Below are 17274 nucleotides of genomic sequence, written 5' to 3' on the forward strand. Positions count from 1 at the left end.
CGTCGACGGCGCGCCTGACGCAACGCAACTCGACCCTTCAGGAGACATCCATGGCCACGAACCTCCCCGCCGGACTGACCGCAGGCACCTACGCGATCGACCCCTCGCACTCGCAGGCGACCTTCACGGTCCGCCACGCAGGCATCTCCAAGGTCCGCGGCTCGCTCGCGATCGCCGAGGGCACGCTGAACATCGGTGACGACGTCGAGTCGTCCAACGTCGTCGCCGCGATCGACGCCAAGTCCGTCAACACCGGCGACGCGGGGCGCGACGGCCACCTCCAGTCGGCCGACTTCTGGGACGCCGAGAAGAACCCCACCTGGAACTTCGTCTCGACCGCGGTCGAGGCCGACGACGACGACTTCGTCATCGCGGGCGACCTGACCATCAACGGCGTGACCAAGCCCGTCAAGCTCGAGACCGAGTTCACGGGCACGGCCGTCGACGCCTACGGCAACTCGCGCGCCGGGTTCGAGGCCGAGACCGAGATCTCCCGCAAGGAGTTCGGCCTGACCTGGAACGTGGCCCTCGAGGCCGGTGGCGTGCTCGTCGGCGACAAGATCAAGATCGCGCTCGACCTCTCGGCCATCAAGCAGGCCTGAGCCTCTCGCCCCCGACCGGCCCCGCGTCCTGACGCGGCCGGTACGCCAGGAGCCGGCGACCCGTGACGGGTCGCCGGCTCCTGTGCCGTCCAGACGTCCGCAGCGCTCCCGGACTCCGCTCGGGCCTGCTCGCGCGCGTCCTGCCGGCCCGACGGCGCCCCGCACCGAGGCCGTGCGGTCACGGCCCGTGCAGCCGCCCTAGGCGCCGGTGCCCTCGACGCCGGGGTCGTGCCCCGCCCCGTCGGCGCCCCGGTTCGCGAGCGCCCTGGCCTGCGCGTGGAACGCCAGGATCTGCAGCTCGCTCCCGACGTCGACCGACCGCACGATCACGTCCTCGGGAAGCTGGAGCGCACGCGGCGCGAAGTTCAGGATCTCCCGCACCCCCGCGGCCACGACCCGCTCCGCGACGTCCTGCGCGACGTGCGCCGGGGTCGCCAGGACGACGATCGTGACGTTCTCGCGCGCGAACACCTCTTCGAGCGCGTCGACGTGCTCGATCACGAGTCCCGCGGCCTCGGTGCCCACGACGTGCGGCGAGGCGTCCAGCAGCGCCGCGACCTCGAACCCGCGCGTGCCGTAGCCCGAGTAGTTCGCGAGAGCGTGCCCCAGGGAACCGATGCCGACGATCGCGATCCGGTGCTCGTCCTCGACGCCCAGCGCGGACGTGATGTAGGTCGCGAGCGAGTCGACGACGTATCCCACCCCTCGCGTGCCGTAGGAGCCCAGGAAGGACAGGTCCTTGCGCAGCTGCGCGGACCCTACGCCCGCGAGCTCCGCGAGCTCGGTCGACGACGTCGTCTCGACGCCCCGCCCCTCGAGGTCGCGCAGCGCACGCAGGTACGCGGGGAGCCGCGCCACGGTCGCGCCAGGAATGCCGGTATCACCCAGGGTCTCTGCCACCCGAACCACCCATGCTTCGTCATGTCGTCGTCATCGTTGACGATCTCGCTGTCCTGCTGTCTCGGATCATCCCAGGCTCGGCGCCCGCGGCGGAACGTCAGCCAGTGGCGCGCCCCCGCGAGAGCGCCCGGGCCAGCCTCGCTCCGTCGACCTGCCAGAACCCTTGCTGGACGCCGTCCACGGTCACGACCGGGACGTAGTCACCGTACTGTGCCGCGAGCGCGCCGGACGGGTCGGAGTCGACGTCGACCTCGGTCCAGCGCACACCCTGGTCGGCGCACACGGCGCCCACGACCTCGCGAGCCGCCTCGCACAGGTGGCACCCGACGCGACCGTAGAGCACGACACGCGCGGGCGCACTCGTGGCCTGGTCTGCGTCACGTCCGACGGCGGGCTCAGGAACCTGTCCTGCGGAGGGATCTGCGGGGCTCACGACCCCAGCCTACGCATCTCGGACACCCCCTCCCGCCGACCGTCCGGCAGCGGCACCTGGCGAGCGCCGTCGGCGGGCGGCTGCGGGCGCCGATAGAGTGGACGTCATGCCGACGTCTGCTCCTGGGTCCACCCATCCCACGGCAGCCTTCTTCGACGTCGACAACACCATCATCCGCGGCGCCAGCTCGTTCCATCTGGCCCGTGCGCTGTACCAGCGGGGGTTCTTCTCCACGCCGGACCTCGTGACGTTCGCCCTCCACCAGGCCCGCTACCTCCTCCTCGGGGAGAACAAGCGGCAGATCGACCAGGTGCGCAGCCGGGCCCTGGACCTCGTCGCGGGCCGCTCGGTCGCCGAGGTCGTCGCGATCGGCGAGGAGGTCTACGACCAGGTCCTGTCGCTGCGGATCTTCCCCGGCACCCAGAAGCTCCTCGACGAGCACATCGCCGCAGGCCACCAGGTGTGGCTCGTGTCCGCGACCCCCCTCGAGATCGGGCAGCTCATCGCCCGCCGCCTCGGGGCGACCGGCGCGCTCGGCACGGTCGCCGAGCACGAGGAGGGTCTCTACACCGGACGGCTCGTGGGCGACATGATGCACGGGCGGGCCAAGGCAGCGGGGGTGCGCGAGCTCGCCGAGCTCCACGGGATCGACCTGTCGGCCTCCTACGCGTACGGCGACTCGCTCAACGACGTGACCATGATGCAGGCCGTGGGTCACCCGTGCGCGATCAACCCCGACACGCGGCTGCGTCGGCACGCCAAGGACGTGGGCTGGCCCATCCGCGAGTTCCGCGGCAGGCGCCGCCGCGTCGCCGGCCGAGGGCTCAAGACCGCGAGCTGGGCCGGTGCCGCGTGGGTCCTGGGGCTCGTGCTGCGTTCGATCCGCCGCTCGATCAAGGGCCGCGCGGGCCTCTGACGCCACCCGCCGTGAGCCGCGGCCACCTGGCGGCGGCCCACCCCCGGCGGGCGTGCGCCGCGGGCCGTCCCGCGACGCCGGCCCGGGCGTCGGCTCGGCGAGCACGCCGCCCGACGAGGGTGGTGCGAGCATGCGAAGAGCCCGGCACCCCTGGGGGTACCGGGCTCTCGCGACAGCCTGCGCGGTGACCGCGCAGCGCTGCTACTTCTTGTTGCGACGCTGGTGGCGCGTCTTGCGAAGCAGCTTGCGGTGCTTCTTCTTGGCCATACGCTTGCGGCGCTTCTTGATGACGGAGCCCATGGGTCCTCACAATGCTGGATCGGTGTGCGATCGGGATCGCCCCGATCAATGGTGGTCCACGGCTGATCGGGAACCGACCAACACGAGAAAAAGTCCGTCTCCTAGACTACCTGCTCCCGGCGGGTGGCCCGAAATCGACGCCGGGTGACGTCGTCGGGCCGCGGGAATCCCCGTCCCCTGACCGACGTGCCGTCTCGCCCGACCCCACGTCCGGCGCGGCGCGGCGCGGGTCAGTCGAAGTGCGCGTCCAGTCCCAGCAGCGGGAAGACGGCCTTGCGGGTCGCGACCACGGCGCGGTCCACCTCGTCCTCCGGGTCGTAGCCCTTGCCCCACGGCGTGAAGGCGACGTCGCCGTCTCCCATGAGCGTGGGCGTCTCGCGGTGCGCGACCGCGCTGATGTGGTCCCGCCACGCCCCCGGGACGGGGGTCGAGGGCGCGACCGGCGCGTGCACGACCTCCGCCACGACGTTCGACCAGGCGTACGGGACGACCGACGTGACCGAGTAGCCCCCGCCACCCAGGGCGACCCATCGGCCGCCGGCGAGCTCGTGCGCGAGCTCGTGGATCCAGTGCACGGCCGCGCGCTGCGCGTCGACGCTCACGTCGAGGTCGCTCAGCGGGTCGTGGCCGTGCGCGTCGCACCCGTGCTGGGACACCAGGACCTGCGGACGGAAGGCCCGCAGCACGGGCGGCACGACGGCGTCGACGGCCCGCAGCCAGCGCGAGCCGTCGGTGCGGCGCGGCAGGGCGACGTTCACGGCCGTACCGCCCGCCCCCGCGCCGCCCGTGTCCGTGGCGTGCCCCGTGCCGGGGAACAGGGTCGCACCGCTCTGGTGCACCGAGACGGTCAGCACCCGCGGGTCGTCCCAGAACATCGACTCGACGCCGTCGCCGTGGTGCGCGTCGAGGTCGACGTACGCGACGCGCTCGGCGCCGTCGTCGAGCAGGCGCCGGACCGCGGCCGCGGCGTCGTTGTAGATGCAGAAGCCCGACGCCGCCCCGCGCTGGGCGTGGTGCATGCCCCCCGCGATGTTGACGGCGTGCAGCGCGCGCCCCGACCACACGGCCCCCGCGGCCTCGTACGACCCGGACAGGATGCGGGCCGCGGCCTCGTGCATGCCTGCGAAGACCGGGTCGTCCTCGGTGCCCAGCCCCAGGGCCGGGTCCTCGACGCCGTGCTCCGAGGCCGCGTGGACCGCGGCGACGTAGGCGGGGTCGTGGACCAGGCCGAGCACGGCGTCCGACGCGGGCGAGGTCCCGACGACCTCGACACCGGGCGCGTCGAGCAGGCCCAGGGCGCGCACGAGGCGCATGGTCAGGTCGAGCCGTGTGGGGGACATGGGGTGCCCGTGCCCGAAGTCGTACCCCAGCAGGTCCGGGCTCCACACCACCTGGGCGGCGAACGGCACGGTGTCTGGCTCGGTCACGTGCGCTCCTCGGTCCGGTGGTCGCCCAGCTCGTCGGTCCGTGCGGTCGGTGCCCGACGCACGGTCCCGCACCGCGGCGCGTGGCGGCGACGCTGGCGGGCAGGAGACACGGTATCCCCCGCACGGCCCGACGGCGCCCCGCGGTTCAGCCGGTGAGCAGCGGCCGTCCTGTGGCAGAGTTGGGCGACACATCGGCACGCACGGCGACCGGTTCGGTCCCGCAGGGGCCCCGGCGCCACCCGTCCACCCGGACGAGGACGCACGGACAGGGAGACGGAGGACCGATGGCCCAGGGCGTCTCCGGGCGTTTCTTCGCCGGTCGCGAGCTGATCGACCGCCTCGCCCGCCACTCCCCCGCGCGCCTCGCGGTGACGGTCTTCGCGGCCGTGATCTCGCTGTTCACGCTGCTCCTCATGGCGCCCTGGGCCACGACGTCCGGGAAGTCGGCGCCGTTCGTCGACGCGCTCTTCACGGCGACGTCGGCCGTGTGCGTGACGGGCCTCGTGGTCGTCCCGACGGGGACGTACTGGTCCACGTACGGGCAGGTCGTGATCCTCGTGGGCATCAAGGTCGGCGGCCTGGGCGTCATGACGCTCGCCTCGATCCTCGGCATGGCCGTCTCGCGACGCATCGGGCTGACGCAGAAGCTGCTCACCGCGTCGGAGACCAAGACGACGCGGCTCGGCGAGGTCGGCTCGCTCGTCCGGGTCGTCATCATCACCTCGACGACCATCGAGCTGACCATCGCCCTCCTGCTGCTGCCCCGCTTCATCGTGCTCGAGGAGTCGTTCGGCGAGGCGGCCTGGCACGGGCTGTTCTACGGGATCTCGGCGTTCAACAACGCGGGCTTCATCCCCACGGCCGAAGGGCTCACCCCCTACGTGGGCGACTGGATGCTGCTCATGCCGATCATCATCGGGGTGTTCATCGGCTCGCTCGGCTTCCCCGTGATCCTCAACGTCATGCGCAACCGCCGGCGCGCCTCGAAGTGGAGCCTGCACACCAAGCTGACCCTCTCGACGAGCGCGATCCTCGTGGTCGTCGCGGTCGTCCTGTTCGCGGCGTTCGAGTGGACCAACGCGAAGACGCTGGGCCCGCTGAGCCTCAACGAGAAGGTCCTGGCGTCGCTGTTCGCCGGGGTCATGCCACGGTCGGCGGGCTTCTCGACGATCGACATCAACGGCATGCACGAGTCGAGCTGGCTCATCACCGACGCGCTCATGTTCGTCGGAGGTGGCAGCGCCTCGACCGCGGGCGGCATCAAGGTCACGACGCTCGCCGTCATGCTGCTCGCGATCGTCTCGGAGGCCCGCGGCGACCGCGACCTCGAGGCGTTCGGGCGCCGCGTCCCGCGCGAGACCCTGCGCCTCGCGGTCGCCGTGTCGTTCATCGGGGCCACGACCGTGCTCGTCTCGAGCCTGCTCCTGCTGGAGATCACCGGGTGGACGCTCGACGTGATCCTCTTCGAGACCATCTCGGCGTTCGCGACCGTGGGCCTGTCGACCGGCGTGACCGCCGACCTGCCGACGGCGGGCAAGTACGTGCTCGTCGTGTTGATGTTCATCGGTCGTACCGGGACCATGACCCTGGCGGCCGCGCTCGCGCTGCGTGACCGGCGACGCGTCATCCGTTATCCCGAGGAACGCCCGATCATCGGCTGACCGGGCCGACCAGACCACCCGCTGCGGCCCACGGCCCTGCACGGGCTCCCCCAGAATCCTCCCGACGAAAGGCCCCCAAGGTGCCCGACAAGAAGGCCCCCGAGAAGAACGCGGGCGTGCTCGTGATCGGCCTCGGCCGGTTCGGGTCCGCGATCGCGGCGACGCTCGACCGGCTCGGTCAGGACGTGCTCGCGGTCGAGCGCTCCCCCGAGCTCATCGCGCAGTGGTCGGGCCAGATCCCCCTCGTGGAGGCCGACGCCTCGAACCCGACCGCCCTCGAGCAGCTCGGCGCTCGCGACTTCCCCGTGGCCGTGGTCGGGGTGGGCACGTCGCTCGAGGCGAGCGTGCTCATCACGGGCAACCTGGTGGACCTGGGCACGCCGCAGATCTGGGCCAAGGCCATCTCGGCCGAGCACGGGCGCATCCTGCAGCGCATCGGCGCGCACCACGTGGTGTTCCCGGAGGCCGACGCCGGCAGCCGCGTCGCGCACCTGGTCTCGGGCAAGCTGCTCGACTACATCGAGGTCGAGGACGGCTTCACGATCGTCAAGATGCGCCCCCCGAAGGAGACGCAGGGCTTCACGATCGCGCAGACGAAGGTCCGCGAGCGCTACGGCGTGACGATCATCGGCGTGAAGTCCCCGGGCCAGGACTTCGTGTACGCCGAGCCGAGCACGCGCATCTCGGCGAACGACCTGCTCATCGTCTCGGGGCACGCGGAGCTGCTGGAGCGGTTCGCGGCGCGCCCCTGAGGGCTTCGCTCGCCGGGCGTCCGCGTCGCCGGGCGTTCCGCGGCCCGACGGCGCCGCTCAGGTCGTGCGCGCGCGTCGCCGTCGTCGGGCCGCGCCCGTGGCCACCACCGCACCCGTGACGACGAGCGCTCCCGCGGCAGCGACCGTGCCGACGAGGGTCGCGCCGGTGAACGCGAGCCCGCCCTCGGCCTCCACGCCTGCCCCCGTGGCAGGTCGCTGCGGGAGAGGACCCGTGGCCGCGAGGTCGCGCTCGCCCGAGCCGCTCCCGGCCCCCGTTCCCGGGATCACGCCCGGGGTGGGATCCGTCCCGCCCGGGCCGCCGCCGGGCTCCGGAGCGGCACGCACCTCGAACGCCGCGGTGTCGAGGTAGACCCCGGTCACGGGGTCGGTCACGCGCACGACGTGCGTCCCGGGCTGGACCGTGTCGGGCATGAGCGTCGAGAGCCCGAACGTGCCGTCGGCGAGGGAGATGGCGGTGGCGAGCCGGACGGGGGGCGCGTAGGCGGAGTGCAGGTGGACGTCGTAGGGCGTGAGGGGCACGAGCCCCGACCCACGGACGCCGAGCGCCCCGCCGGGGACCGCGTTCCCGGCGTCGACGTCGACCTGCGACTGGCTGGTGACCCCGGAGACGTCCACCTGGAGGCCGATGCCCTGCGGATCACCGCCGGACGGGTCTGCGGGGTTCGCCGTGGCGGGAGCCGCGCCGACGAGCAGCGCCACCACCAGCAGGGACACCCCGGCCGTACCGACGAGCGGGCGCGCTGCTGCCCGTGGGTCCACGAATCGCACGTACGCACTCCCTTGTCGCTTCCACCCCTGGGCGCGCTGATCTTCCCACGGGGGCACGGACGGTCGGAAGCGGGCAGCGGGTGAGAAATCGGGCAAGGGCGACGTCCGGGCCGCCAGGCCGCCAGGCCGCTAGGCCGTGCGGCGCCGCAGCGTCAGCGTGCCCAGCACGATCGCACCGACGATGAACGCCACGATGACGGCGACCGCCCCGCTCACGTCCGCGAAGGTCCCGCCCGCGGCGACGTCCTGCAGCGCCGAGACGCCGTACGTCAGGGGCAGCACGCGGCTGATCGCCTCGAGCACCGCGGGCATCTCGTCGCGGGGCATGAGCAGCCCGCACGTGATGAGCTGCGGGAAGAGGATCACGGGCATGAGCTGGACCGCCTGGAACTCCGAGCGGGCCAGCGCAGAGGCCGCCAGGCCCAGGCACGACCCGAGGATCGCGTCCAGCACGGCCACGAGCACCACGAGGCCCACCGGACCCGCGACCTCCATCCCGCACACCCACACCGCGAACGCCACGACGACGAGCGCCTGCACGGTCGCGAGCAGCGCGAACGCCAGGGCGTACCCGCCCACGAAGTCGCCCTTGCCCAGCGGCAGGGTCATGAGCCGTTCGAGCGTCCCGGACTGGCGCTCGCGCAAGGTGGTGACGCTCGTGACGAGGAACATGATGACGAGGGGGAACAGGCCCACGAGGATCGGCCCGAACTGGTCGAGCACGGGCGTGCCGTCGAACATCCACGCGATGAGGCCCAGCAGCACGCACGGCAGCACGACGAGCAGCGCGATGGTTCGCGGGTCGTGGCGGATCTGGCGCAGGACCCGGCCCGCGGTCGCGAGGGTCAGGCGCAGGCTGACCGCGCGCGGCGTGCGCGGGGCGGCGCGCTCCTCGCCCGTCCCCTGCGGGCCCCCTGTGCGCGTCGCGAGCGTGTCCGCCCCGCCGGTGTCGTGCGTGCTCATGACTCCTCCCCTCCGAGGTCACGCGGACTCCTGACGGGTGCGGCGCCGTCGGGCACGGACGCGTCCTCGACGAGGCGCAGGAACGCGTGCTCGACGTCGTGGGCTCCCGTGCGCTCGAGCAGGCCGGGCAGGGTGTCGTCCGCGAGCAGGCGACCGTCCCGCAGGAGCAGCAGGCGGTCGCAGCGCGTCGCCTCGTCCATGACGTGCGAGGACACGAGCAGCGACGTGCCGGCGTCGCGCAGCCGGGCGAACAGGTCCCACAGGTCGCGGCGCAGGACGGGGTCGAGCCCGACGGTCGGCTCGTCGAGCACGAGCAGCCGCGGGTCTCCCAGGAGCGCGGCCGCGAGCGAGACGCGTGAGCGCTCGCCCCCCGACAACGTGCCGACCCGGCGACGCGCGTGCCGCGCGAGGTCCACGGCGTCGATCACGCGCGAGACGTCGCGGGGTCCCACCCCGAGGATCGCCGCGAAGTAGCGCAGGTTCTCGGTCACGCTGAGGTCGGGGTAGACGCTGGGCGACTGGGTCACGTACCCGACCTGACGCCGCAGCGCCGGGTCCCCTGCGGGCCGCCCGAGCACGTGCACGGTCCCGGCCGTGACCACCTGCACCCCGACGAGCGTGCGCAGGAGCGTGGTCTTGCCGCTGCCGCTCGGTCCGAGGAGCCCGACGATCTGCCGCTCGGGCACGGTGAGGTCGAGCGCGTGCAGGACCGTGGTCCCGCCGCGGTCGACGCGCAGGCCCTCGACGCTGACGGCGGGCTCGCTGTTGCCCATAGGACGCATTCTGCTCCCCCTCGGGGGACGTGTCGCGCCCGTCCTGCGCGTCGGGTGCCGAGCCTCGCTCAGCCCTGCGCCTCCAGGGCGGCAGCCAGCTCCTGCGACCTGTCGCGGGCGGCCTCGAGCGCGGACAGGAACGCGGCCCGGACGCCGCCCTCGTCGAGCGCGCGCAGGGCCGCGACCGTGGTCCCGCCGGGAGACGAGACCTTCTCGCGCAGGATCACGGGGTGCTCGCCCGTCTCGTCGAGCATCCGGGCGGAGCCGAGCACGGTCGCCGTCGCGAGCTCGAGCGCCACGGCCCGCGTCAGGCCGAGCAGCACGCCGGCCTCGGCGAGCGCGTCGACGACGTAGAAGACGTAGGCGGGGCCCGAGCCCGACAGCGCGCCGACCGCGTCCTGGTCCTTCTCCGCGACCCGCACCACGAGGCCCGTCTCGCCCAGGAGCCGCTCGACGAGGCTCACGTCGTCCTCGCTCGCGGCGGTGCCGCCGCTGACCGCGCTGACCCCCGCGCCGATCACCGACGGCGTGTTGGGCATGACGCGCACGACCGACGTCCCGGCCGGGAGCCTGTCCTCGTAGAAGCGCGCCCGGAGCCCGACGACGACGCTCACCACGACCGCTCCCTGCGCCAGGTGCTCCGAGACCTGGGCGAGCAGCCCCGCCACGTCCTTGGGCTTGACCGCGACCACGACGAGGCCCGCGCCGCGCACGGCCTCGACGTTGTCGGTCGTCGTGTCCACGCCGTGGCGCTCACGCAGCTCCTGGCCACGCTCGGCGCGCCGCACGGTCGCGACGACCTCGGCCGGGGACCAGCCGGCGCGCAACGCGCCGGCGAGGACCGTCTCCCCCATCACCCCGGTCCCGAGGACCGCGAGGCGCGGGGTGGGGCCGGGTCGCTCGGCCTGCTGGTTCGTGGTCGACGTGGACATGGTCGTCTCCTGCTTCCTCGCGTCTCCTCCGCCGAGACCGGCGGACCGGGGCACCGGCCGTCCGGTGCCCCTCGTCGCAGACTAGAGGGGGAACGCGGTGTAGAACGCCTCGATCTCGTCAGCGGGCCCTGTCGCCTGCAGCACGACCGTGCCGTTGCGCCAGGTCGCGGTCGACGACGTCGCCGCCCCTTCGGCCGGGGCGACCGGGGTGATGGCGAAGGTGCCCACGACCTCGCCGTCGACCTCGACGTCGCCCGTGGACGTGGGCTCGCCACCCGCCTCGACGGCCGCGGCGAGCAGCTCGTCGTACGCGACCCCCGCCTCGTCGTCGGTGCCCCACTGACCGGCTCGGACCGTGACGACGATCCCCCCGTCCCCCTCCGAGTCCGCGTAGGTCAGCTCGTGCCCCTCGACCGCGCCCGCGTCCGCGAAGGCCTCGGTCGTCGCCTCCGCACGGAGCGCGAACTGCAGGACGCTCGCGGGCAGCGCCTTGGCCAGCTCGGTCCCGGCCGTGCGCTCGACCGGGGCGATCGTCGGCGTCGGGGGCGCAGAGGTGACGGTGACCTCGGCGGGTTCCTTCGTCTCGCCCCCCGCGGCGAACCCGGGCCAGACGAAGGCGCCGAACGCGACGACGACGCCCACCAGGGCGAGCAGGAGGACCAGGGCGACGAGGCGCCGTCGGGCGTAGACGGCCGACGAGGGAGCCCGGTGGTGACGGCTGTCCCGCAACCCCGGACGGTCCGGGGACGACTGACGCGGGCGTCCCGTCTGCTGGCTCATGGCACTCTCCTCGTGGCGACGCTGTGACCGCGCCAGAATAGTGCGCACGTCCCCTCGGGCAGCGCAGGCCGCGCAGGGTCGAACGGGTCAATTCCCGTCGGGGCGGTGCGGGTGCTTCATCTCCGCGCGCTCCTTCAGCCGCTGCGTCGCGACCGCGACCAGGACACCGATCACCGCCAGGTCGAACAGGATCTGGACCATCGTGATGACACGCGCCGCCTGACCCACGGGGTGGACGTCGCCGAACCCGACCGTCCCGAGCGTCACGACCGTGAAGTACAGCGCGTCGGTCCGGGTCTCGATCCCCACGAACTCGGTGTCGCTGTTGATGGCCAGGAGGTAGTAGGCGATCGAGAAGAAGACGATGATCGGAGAGAGCAGCCCGACGACGGACTGGACCCGCACGCTCGGCTCCCGCCCCGCGCGAAGCTGTCGACGCACCTGGAACCTGATGAGGTAGCAGAGCCCCACGAAGCCGACCGCGAACAGCAGGATCTGCACCCACTCCCGCTCGCCGTCGCCGAGCGGGACCCCGTAGTACAGGAGCAGGCACGCCGCGAGCGAGCCGAGCGTGGTGACGACCGTCCACCACGGGCTGTCCTTCCGGAGCCTGCGCATGGGTTCATGATGGGCACGCGTCCGGCCGCGCGCCATCGGGACCCGGCCCGGGAGCCCGCCCGGGAGCCGACGCAGCGGCCGTCGCGGCCCTCGCGGTCGCGCACGGTCACGTGTGGGTGCCGGCGGCTAGCGTGACCGCGTGACCACATCGACCTCCGCCTCGCGCGCCACGAGCAAGCGTCCGGCCAAGCCCGCCTACCGGTGCAGCGAGTGCGGCTGGACCACCGCCAAGTGGGTCGGCCGCTGCGGCGAGTGCCAGGAGTGGGGCACCGTCACGGAGGAGGCCGCGGCGAGCGCGGGCCCCCGCACCGCAGCTGTGGCCCCGACGCGCAACCCCGCGCGTCCCATCGGGGAGATCGACGTCGAGACCGCGCGCGCCACCCCCACGGGCGTCGCCGAGTTCGACCGCGTGCTGGGAGGCGGTCTCGTCCCCGGGGCCGTCGTGCTGCTCGCGGGCGAGCCGGGGGTCGGCAAGTCCACGCTGCTGCTCAAGGTCGCGAGCAACGTCGCGGCCGGCGTGAGCGACAAGGCCACCGCCCCCGACGAGGCTCCGCTCCCGGCGCCGAGACCCCGCACCGTCCTGTACGTCACGGGCGAGGAGTCGGCCGGGCAGGTCAGGCTGCGCGCCGAGCGCGTCGGGGCCCTGGCGCCGGGCCTGCTGCTCGCGGCCGAGACGGACCTCGCGACCGTGCTGGGGCACATCGAGGCCACCGACCCCGCGCTGCTCGTGGTCGACTCGGTGCAGACCATCGCCTCGGCACAGGTCGACGGCTCCCCCGGGGGCGTGAGCCAGGTCCGCGAGGTCGCCGCAGCCCTGATCGCCGCGGCCAAGGAGCGGGACCTGCCCGTGATCCTCGTGGGGCACGTGACCAAGGACGGGTCCGTCGCGGGACCGCGCACGCTCGAGCACCTCGTGGACGTCGTGTGCCAGTTCGAGGGGGACCGGCACTCGCGGCTGCGCCTCGTGCGCGCCATCAAGAACCGCTACGGGCCCACCGACGAGGTCGGCTGCTTCGACCTGTCGGAGACCGGGATCGTGGGCCTGACGGACCCCAGCGGCCTGTTCATGTCGCACGCCGGGGCCGGCGCCCCGGGCACGTTCATCACCGTGACCCTCGAGGGGCGTCGCCCGCTCGCGCTCGAGATCCAGTCGCTCGTGGTCCCCAGTCCGCTGACCAACCCGCGGCGCACCACGAGCGGTGTCGACTCGAGCAGGCTCGCGATGATCCTCGCCGTGATGCACCGGCACGCCGGCGTGCGCCTCGTCGACCAGGACGTGTACGTCTCGACGATCGGAGGCGCCCGCGTGACCGAGCCCGCCGCGGACCTCGCGATCGCGCTCGCGACGTTCTCGGCCCGCGAGGACCAGGTCATGCCTCCCGGGACCATCGCGATCGGGGAGGTCGGGCTCGCAGGCGACATCCGTCCCGTGTCGGGGCTGGACCGCAGGCTCGGCGAGGCCGCACGGCTGGGCTTCACGCGGGCCGTGGTGCCCCGCGGCTCCTCGCCCAAGCCTCCTGCGGGCATGACCGTGCTGCCCGCGCAGCACCTCGGCGAGGCCGTCGAGCTCGCCCGTGGGGGCCACCTCCCCCCGCAGCAGGAGCGCACGCGCTTCGACGAATGAGGACCGTTGTGCCATCGTGACCTCCGGTTGTCCCAGGAGCGGTGTTTTCTCGCCCCTGGGACGGCCCGGCAGCGTAGGATGCCCACGTGGCCAACTCCCCCGTGCACCCTGACGACATGCTCCGGGAGACCCTCGCAGCAGTGGCTCCGGGCACCGAGCTCCGCGACGGCCTCGAGCGCATCCTGCGCGGCCGGACGGGCGCACTGATCGTCCTCGGCCTGGACAAGGTCGTCGAGACCATGTGCTCGGGCGGTTTCGTCCTGGACGTCGGCTTCTCCGCGACCCGCCTGCGCGAGCTCTCCAAGATGGACGGCGCCGTGGTCCTCGACCGGGACGCCAACCGCATCCTGCGCGCCGCGGTCCAGCTCCTGCCGGACGCGACGATCGAGACCACCGAGTCCGGCACGCGCCACCGTACGGCCGAGCGCGTCGCCAAGCAGTGCGGGTTCCCCGTCATCTCGGTGAGCCAGTCCATGCGGATCGTCGCGCTCTACGTGGGCGGGCAGCGCTACGTGCTCGAGGACTCGGACACCATCCTCTCGCGCGCGAACCAGGCTCTCGCGACGCTCGAGCGTTACCGTGCCCGCCTCGACGAGGTCAGCGGCACGCTGTCGGCCCTCGAGATCGAGGACCTCGTCACGGTCCGCGACGTCTGCGCCGTGGTGCAGCGCCTCGAGATGGTGGGCCGCATCTCCGAGGAGATCGCGGGCTACGTCGTCGAGCTCGGCACCGACGGCCGACTGCTCGCGCTCCAGCTCGACGAGCTCATCGGGGGGATCGGCTCGGACCGCGAGTCCGTCATCCGCGACTACGTCGAGCTCGGCCGCAAGGACCGCTCGCTCGCCGACGTCAAGAACGCGCTCGGCGCGCTCGACTCGACCCAGCTCCTCGACCTCACGCTCATCGGCCGGGTCCTCGACCTGCCGGGTGGCGGCGAGGCTCTCGACGCCGCGGTCGCTCCGCACGGGTACCGGCTCCTGTCGAAGGTCCCCCGCCTCCCGGGCGCCATCATCGACCGCCTGGTCTCCCACTTCGGCGGCCTGCAGAAGCTCCTGGCCGCGAGCATCGACGACCTCATGGCCGTGGACGGCGTGGGCGAGCAGCGGGCACGCGCGGTCCGTGAGGGCCTGTCGCGTCTCGCCGAGTCGAGCATCCTCGAGCGGTACGTCTAGCCCTTCCGAGGAGCTCCGCCGGGCTGAGTCCGGTAGGCGGTCCGGTCGCCTGTCCGGCCGACTTCCGTCGACCGCAGGGCGACCGCCGCCGATCGTCAGCCCTCGGCGGGCGCGTCGCCCTCGGGCGTGGCGGCCCCGTCCTCGGGCGCGGTGGCCCCGTCCGCGGGCGGCTCCGCGCCCTCCGCGGGAACCTCGGCGGTCCCGTCCGCGGGCTCGCCCTGCGTGGTGGCCTCGGTCGCGGGTGGCGCCTCGGGCGGGGGCGCGGGGGCCGTGAGCGTGAAGACCACCGCAGGGCTCGTCAGACCGTCGGCCTCGTTCGACGCCGCGACCGCGCTGTAGGTCCCGGCCAGCGTCGCGGGCAGCCCGGTCGCGCACCCGGGGGCCGAGCGGTCCCTGTTCCACGTGGTGACCTCGGTCCACACGTCGCCCGGTGCCATGAGCAGGTCCTTCGGTTCCGCCGGGCAGTCCGCGGACGACCAGATGCGGTCGGTGCCCGACGTGATCGTGATCTCCTGGACCGCCGTCGAGGCGTCGATCAGGCACGGCCTGGCGCCCACGTGCGTGAGCGTCACGGTGAACGAGGGCTTCTCGCCGTCCGCGTACCCGGTCTTGGAGGCAGCGAGCCAGAGCGTCACGTCCTTGGGCTGGCAGGCCCGGTACCCGGTCGCGGCGGCCTCCTGAGGCGCGGGGGGCGCGACCTTTCCCTGGGGCTCGTCGGCGAGCAGCCCTGCTCCGAAGGCGATCGCAGCCCTGACCAGCATCACGACACCGACCACGATCACCGCGAGCAGGACGAGCGCCAGGACCCGACGGACCCGCAGGGTCCGGGACGTGGGCCTGCCCGACGACGTGGCGCCCGGCCCGTCCGAGGGTCGCCCCTGGGCCGGGGTCGTCCCGGTGGGTGGCCGGGTGCCCTGCGGCGTGCTCACGTGCTGCTCCGTTCGACGGTCGGCGCGGGTGCCTCCTGCGCTGGGGCAACGGTACGTCCCCGCGGCGACGGTTCCGGCACTGCCACACCGCGCAGGCGTCCATCGCCGCGGCAGCGGTGCCGACCAGGGCCGCGCACGTCGGCGAGAATGGTCGGACCATGTCGCTCTCCCCCGCCGCCCTCGCCGCCGGTCCTCGCACGACCAGCCCCCACGCACCTCTGACGAGCCTCGCAGGCCCGGACCCCCACGCGGACCTGCGCGACGCCGTCGGGCGGTGGTTCACCGCGAACGCACGCGACCTGCCGTGGCGTCGCGACGACTGCTCACCCTGGGGCGTCCTGGTCAGCGAGATCATGCTGCAGCAGACGCCCGTGGTGCGGGTCGAGCCCGCGTGGCGCGCCTGGACGGAGCGCTGGCCCGAGCCCGCGGACCTCGCGGCGGCGTCGACGGCCGACGTCCTGCGCGCCTGGGGAAGCCTGGGGTACCCGCGGCGCGCGCTGCGTCTGCAGGACTGCGCGCGGGCGGTCGTCGAGCGCCACGCGGGGCGCGTCCCGGAGGACGCCGACGCGCTCCTCGCGCTGCCGGGGGTCGGGGAGTACACGGCCGCGGCGGTCCTGGCCTTCGCGCACCGGCGTCGCGCGGTCGTCGTCGACACCAACGTGCGGCGGGTCCTGGCACGCGCGGTGTCGGGCACCGCGCTGCCCGCGCCGTCGTACACGGCGGCCGAGCGACGGCTCGCGACGTCGCTCACCCCTCCCGGCGACGACGACGCGACACTGTGGGCCGCGGCCTCGATGGAGCTGGGTGCGCTCGTGTGCACGGCGCGCTCGCCGCGCTGCGAGGTGTGCCCGGTCGCGGACCTGTGCGCGTGGCGCGCCGCGGGCAGCCCGCCGGACGAGCACGGTGCCCGACGCCGGACCCAGTCCTGGGAGGGCACGGACCGGCAGGCGCGGGGCCGGGTCATGGCCGCGCTGCGCGGGGCGGACGGGCCTGTGCACCGCGACGTGGTCGGCGGGCTGTGGCCCGACGCGGCGCAGCTCGGGCGGTGCGTCGCGAGCCTGGTCGAGGACGGGCTGGTCGAGCAGGACGGCGAGGTCTACCGGCTCCCGGCGTGACGCCGTCCGCCGGGGAGCCGTGGACGCGGTGCGGGCGCCTCAGAGCGTGATGAGCATGCGGGTGTTGCCCAGGGTGTTGGGCTTGACGCGCGCGAGGTCGAGGAACTCGGCCACGCCGTCGTCGTGCGAGCGCAGGAGCTCGGCGTAGACGTCGGGCGACACGGGGGTGCCCTCGATCGCCTCGAACCCGTGCGCCCGGAAGAAGTCGACCTCGAAGGTGAGGCAGAAGACCCGTTCGAGACCCAGGGCGCGGGCTCGCTCCAGGAGCTCGACGACGAGGCGGTGCCCCACCCCGGTGCCGAGCCGGGCGCGGTCCACCGCGAGCGTGCGGATCTCGGCGAGGTCGTCCCACATGACGTGCAGCGCGCCGCAGCCCACGACGTCGGGGGTGCCCGGCTCGCCGGCGTCGGCGACCACGAACTCCTGCACGGCCTCGTAGTAGCCGACCATCTCCTTGGCCAGCAGGATGCGTTCCTCGGCGTAGGGCTCGACGAGGGACCGGATCGCGCGCACGTCGGCCGGCAGGGCGGGGCGGAGCGTCAGGGTGGGCGTGGGGCTGCTCGTCACGCGGACAATCTACGCCTCTTC

Annotated in this window: 19 protein-coding genes; 7 read left to right on the top strand and 12 right to left on the bottom strand. The window is 73.5% G+C overall.

The genetic code is table 11. From position 1 onward, the window contains the following. Positions 1 to 50 precede the first annotated feature (50 nt). Positions 51 to 602, top strand: coding sequence for a YceI family protein (locus tag JOD49_RS06795; protein ID WP_030152037.1), 552 nt, complete (start codon positions 51 to 53; stop codon positions 600 to 602). Positions 603 to 800: 198 nt separating this feature from the next. Here JOD49_RS06795 and JOD49_RS06800 read toward each other — a convergent pair whose 3' ends face one another. Both JOD49_RS06800 and JOD49_RS06805 read right to left on the bottom strand, forming a co-directional pair. Next, a complete protein-coding gene (locus JOD49_RS06800) occupies positions 801 to 1502 on the bottom strand; it encodes a redox-sensing transcriptional repressor Rex (protein WP_205306499.1) in 702 nt (233 codons plus the stop codon). 97 nt (positions 1503 to 1599) lie between these two features. Continuing rightward, positions 1600 to 1935, bottom strand: a complete 336-nt coding sequence (locus JOD49_RS06805) for a glutaredoxin family protein (RefSeq protein ID WP_307822426.1) — start codon at positions 1933 to 1935, stop codon at positions 1600 to 1602. 106 nt (positions 1936 to 2041) lie between these two features. On the opposite strand from JOD49_RS06805, the gene JOD49_RS06810 reads away from it, so the two are divergent. Beyond that, complete coding sequence (locus tag JOD49_RS06810) at positions 2042 to 2851, top strand: HAD family hydrolase (RefSeq protein ID WP_205306500.1); 810 nt, start codon at positions 2042 to 2044, stop codon at positions 2849 to 2851. 201 nt (positions 2852 to 3052) lie between these two features. Here JOD49_RS06810 and JOD49_RS06815 read toward each other — a convergent pair whose 3' ends face one another. Further along, positions 3053 to 3151, bottom strand: coding sequence for a 30S ribosomal protein bS22 (locus JOD49_RS06815; protein WP_003792170.1), 99 nt, complete (start codon positions 3149 to 3151; stop codon positions 3053 to 3055). 230 nt (positions 3152 to 3381) lie between these two features. After that, on the bottom strand, positions 3382 to 4578 hold the full coding sequence (locus JOD49_RS06820) for an acetoin utilization protein AcuC (RefSeq protein WP_307822427.1): 1197 nt from the start codon (positions 4576 to 4578) through the stop codon (positions 3382 to 3384). Positions 4579 to 4862: 284 nt separating this feature from the next. Here JOD49_RS06820 and JOD49_RS06825 point away from each other — a divergent pair, with 284 nt between their 5' ends. Continuing rightward, entirely contained in the window at positions 4863 to 6239 is a 1377-nt protein-coding gene (locus JOD49_RS06825) for a TrkH family potassium uptake protein (RefSeq protein ID WP_205306501.1), read from the top strand. 80 nt (positions 6240 to 6319) lie between these two features. Continuing rightward, on the top strand, positions 6320 to 6991 hold the full coding sequence (locus JOD49_RS06830; RefSeq protein WP_205306502.1) for a potassium channel family protein: 672 nt from the start codon (positions 6320 to 6322) through the stop codon (positions 6989 to 6991). Between the two features lie 57 nt (positions 6992 to 7048). On the opposite strand, the gene JOD49_RS06835 is transcribed toward JOD49_RS06830, so the two are convergent. From JOD49_RS06835 to JOD49_RS06860, 6 genes are all read right to left on the bottom strand, one after another. Beyond that, on the bottom strand, positions 7049 to 7780 hold the full coding sequence (locus tag JOD49_RS06835; RefSeq protein ID WP_205306503.1) for a hypothetical protein: 732 nt from the start codon (positions 7778 to 7780) through the stop codon (positions 7049 to 7051). A gap of 129 nt (positions 7781 to 7909) precedes the next feature. Then, complete coding sequence (locus JOD49_RS06840; RefSeq protein WP_239526015.1) at positions 7910 to 8635, bottom strand: ABC transporter permease; 726 nt, start codon at positions 8633 to 8635, stop codon at positions 7910 to 7912. 104 nt (positions 8636 to 8739) lie between these two features. Further along, positions 8740 to 9525 (bottom strand): ABC transporter ATP-binding protein, encoded by a 786-nt coding sequence (locus JOD49_RS06845; RefSeq protein ID WP_443678542.1) that lies wholly within the window; start codon positions 9523 to 9525, stop codon positions 8740 to 8742. Positions 9526 to 9584: 59 nt separating this feature from the next. Further along, positions 9585 to 10448, bottom strand: a complete 864-nt coding sequence (proC, locus tag JOD49_RS06850) for a pyrroline-5-carboxylate reductase (RefSeq protein WP_205306506.1) — start codon at positions 10446 to 10448, stop codon at positions 9585 to 9587. 81 nt (positions 10449 to 10529) lie between these two features. Then, positions 10530 to 11228, bottom strand: a complete 699-nt coding sequence (locus JOD49_RS06855) for a hypothetical protein (protein WP_205306507.1) — start codon at positions 11226 to 11228, stop codon at positions 10530 to 10532. An 87-nt stretch (positions 11229 to 11315) separates the two neighbouring features. Further along, positions 11316 to 11846 carry a potassium channel family protein gene (locus tag JOD49_RS06860; protein ID WP_205306508.1) on the bottom strand — a complete coding sequence of 177 codons (531 nt, stop codon included), beginning with the start codon at positions 11844 to 11846 and terminating at the stop codon, positions 11316 to 11318. A 139-nt stretch (positions 11847 to 11985) separates the two neighbouring features. Here JOD49_RS06860 and radA point away from each other — a divergent pair, with 139 nt between their 5' ends. Both radA and disA read left to right on the top strand, forming a co-directional pair. Then, positions 11986 to 13470 carry a DNA repair protein RadA gene (radA, locus tag JOD49_RS06865; protein WP_205306509.1) on the top strand — a complete coding sequence of 495 codons (1485 nt, stop codon included), beginning with the start codon at positions 11986 to 11988 and terminating at the stop codon, positions 13468 to 13470. A 116-nt stretch (positions 13471 to 13586) separates the two neighbouring features. Further along, on the top strand, positions 13587 to 14642 hold the full coding sequence (gene disA, locus JOD49_RS06870; protein ID WP_191796702.1) for a DNA integrity scanning diadenylate cyclase DisA: 1056 nt from the start codon (positions 13587 to 13589) through the stop codon (positions 14640 to 14642). Between the two features lie 95 nt (positions 14643 to 14737). Here the strand turns inward: disA and JOD49_RS06875 are convergent, their stop codons facing one another. Then, positions 14738 to 15571, bottom strand: a complete 834-nt coding sequence (locus JOD49_RS06875; RefSeq protein WP_205306510.1) for a hypothetical protein — start codon at positions 15569 to 15571, stop codon at positions 14738 to 14740. Between the two features lie 158 nt (positions 15572 to 15729). On the opposite strand from JOD49_RS06875, the gene JOD49_RS06880 reads away from it, so the two are divergent. Further along, complete coding sequence (locus JOD49_RS06880; protein WP_205306511.1) at positions 15730 to 16686, top strand: iron-sulfur binding domain-containing protein; 957 nt, start codon at positions 15730 to 15732, stop codon at positions 16684 to 16686. A 39-nt stretch (positions 16687 to 16725) separates the two neighbouring features. Here the strand turns inward: JOD49_RS06880 and JOD49_RS06885 are convergent, their stop codons facing one another. Further along, on the bottom strand, positions 16726 to 17253 hold the full coding sequence (locus JOD49_RS06885) for an amino-acid N-acetyltransferase (protein WP_205306512.1): 528 nt from the start codon (positions 17251 to 17253) through the stop codon (positions 16726 to 16728). Between the last annotated feature and the right edge of the window lie 21 nt (positions 17254 to 17274).

It is taken from the genome of Oerskovia jenensis (assembly GCF_016907235.1).
Lineage (GTDB): Bacteria > Actinomycetota > Actinomycetes > Actinomycetales > Cellulomonadaceae > Oerskovia > Oerskovia jenensis.

Coding starts and splice junctions, on each gene's coding strand:
- JOD49_RS06795 (WP_030152037.1), top strand. CDS start 51: ATGGCCACGAACCTCCCCGCCGGACTGACCGCAGGCACCTACGCGATC.
- proC (WP_205306506.1), bottom strand. CDS start 10,448: ATGTCCACGTCGACCACGAACCAGCAGGCCGAGCGACCCGGCCCCACC.
- JOD49_RS06845 (WP_443678542.1), bottom strand. CDS start 9,525: ATGCGTCCTATGGGCAACAGCGAGCCCGCCGTCAGCGTCGAGGGCCTG.
- JOD49_RS06810 (WP_205306500.1), top strand. CDS start 2,042: ATGCCGACGTCTGCTCCTGGGTCCACCCATCCCACGGCAGCCTTCTTC.
- JOD49_RS06855 (WP_205306507.1), bottom strand. CDS start 11,228: ATGAGCCAGCAGACGGGACGCCCGCGTCAGTCGTCCCCGGACCGTCCG.
- JOD49_RS06880 (WP_205306511.1), top strand. CDS start 15,730: ATGTCGCTCTCCCCCGCCGCCCTCGCCGCCGGTCCTCGCACGACCAGC.
- disA (WP_191796702.1), top strand. CDS start 13,587: ATGCTCCGGGAGACCCTCGCAGCAGTGGCTCCGGGCACCGAGCTCCGC.
- JOD49_RS06815 (WP_003792170.1), bottom strand. CDS start 3,151: ATGGGCTCCGTCATCAAGAAGCGCCGCAAGCGTATGGCCAAGAAGAAG.
- JOD49_RS06825 (WP_205306501.1), top strand. CDS start 4,863: ATGGCCCAGGGCGTCTCCGGGCGTTTCTTCGCCGGTCGCGAGCTGATC.
- JOD49_RS06860 (WP_205306508.1), bottom strand. CDS start 11,846: ATGCGCAGGCTCCGGAAGGACAGCCCGTGGTGGACGGTCGTCACCACG.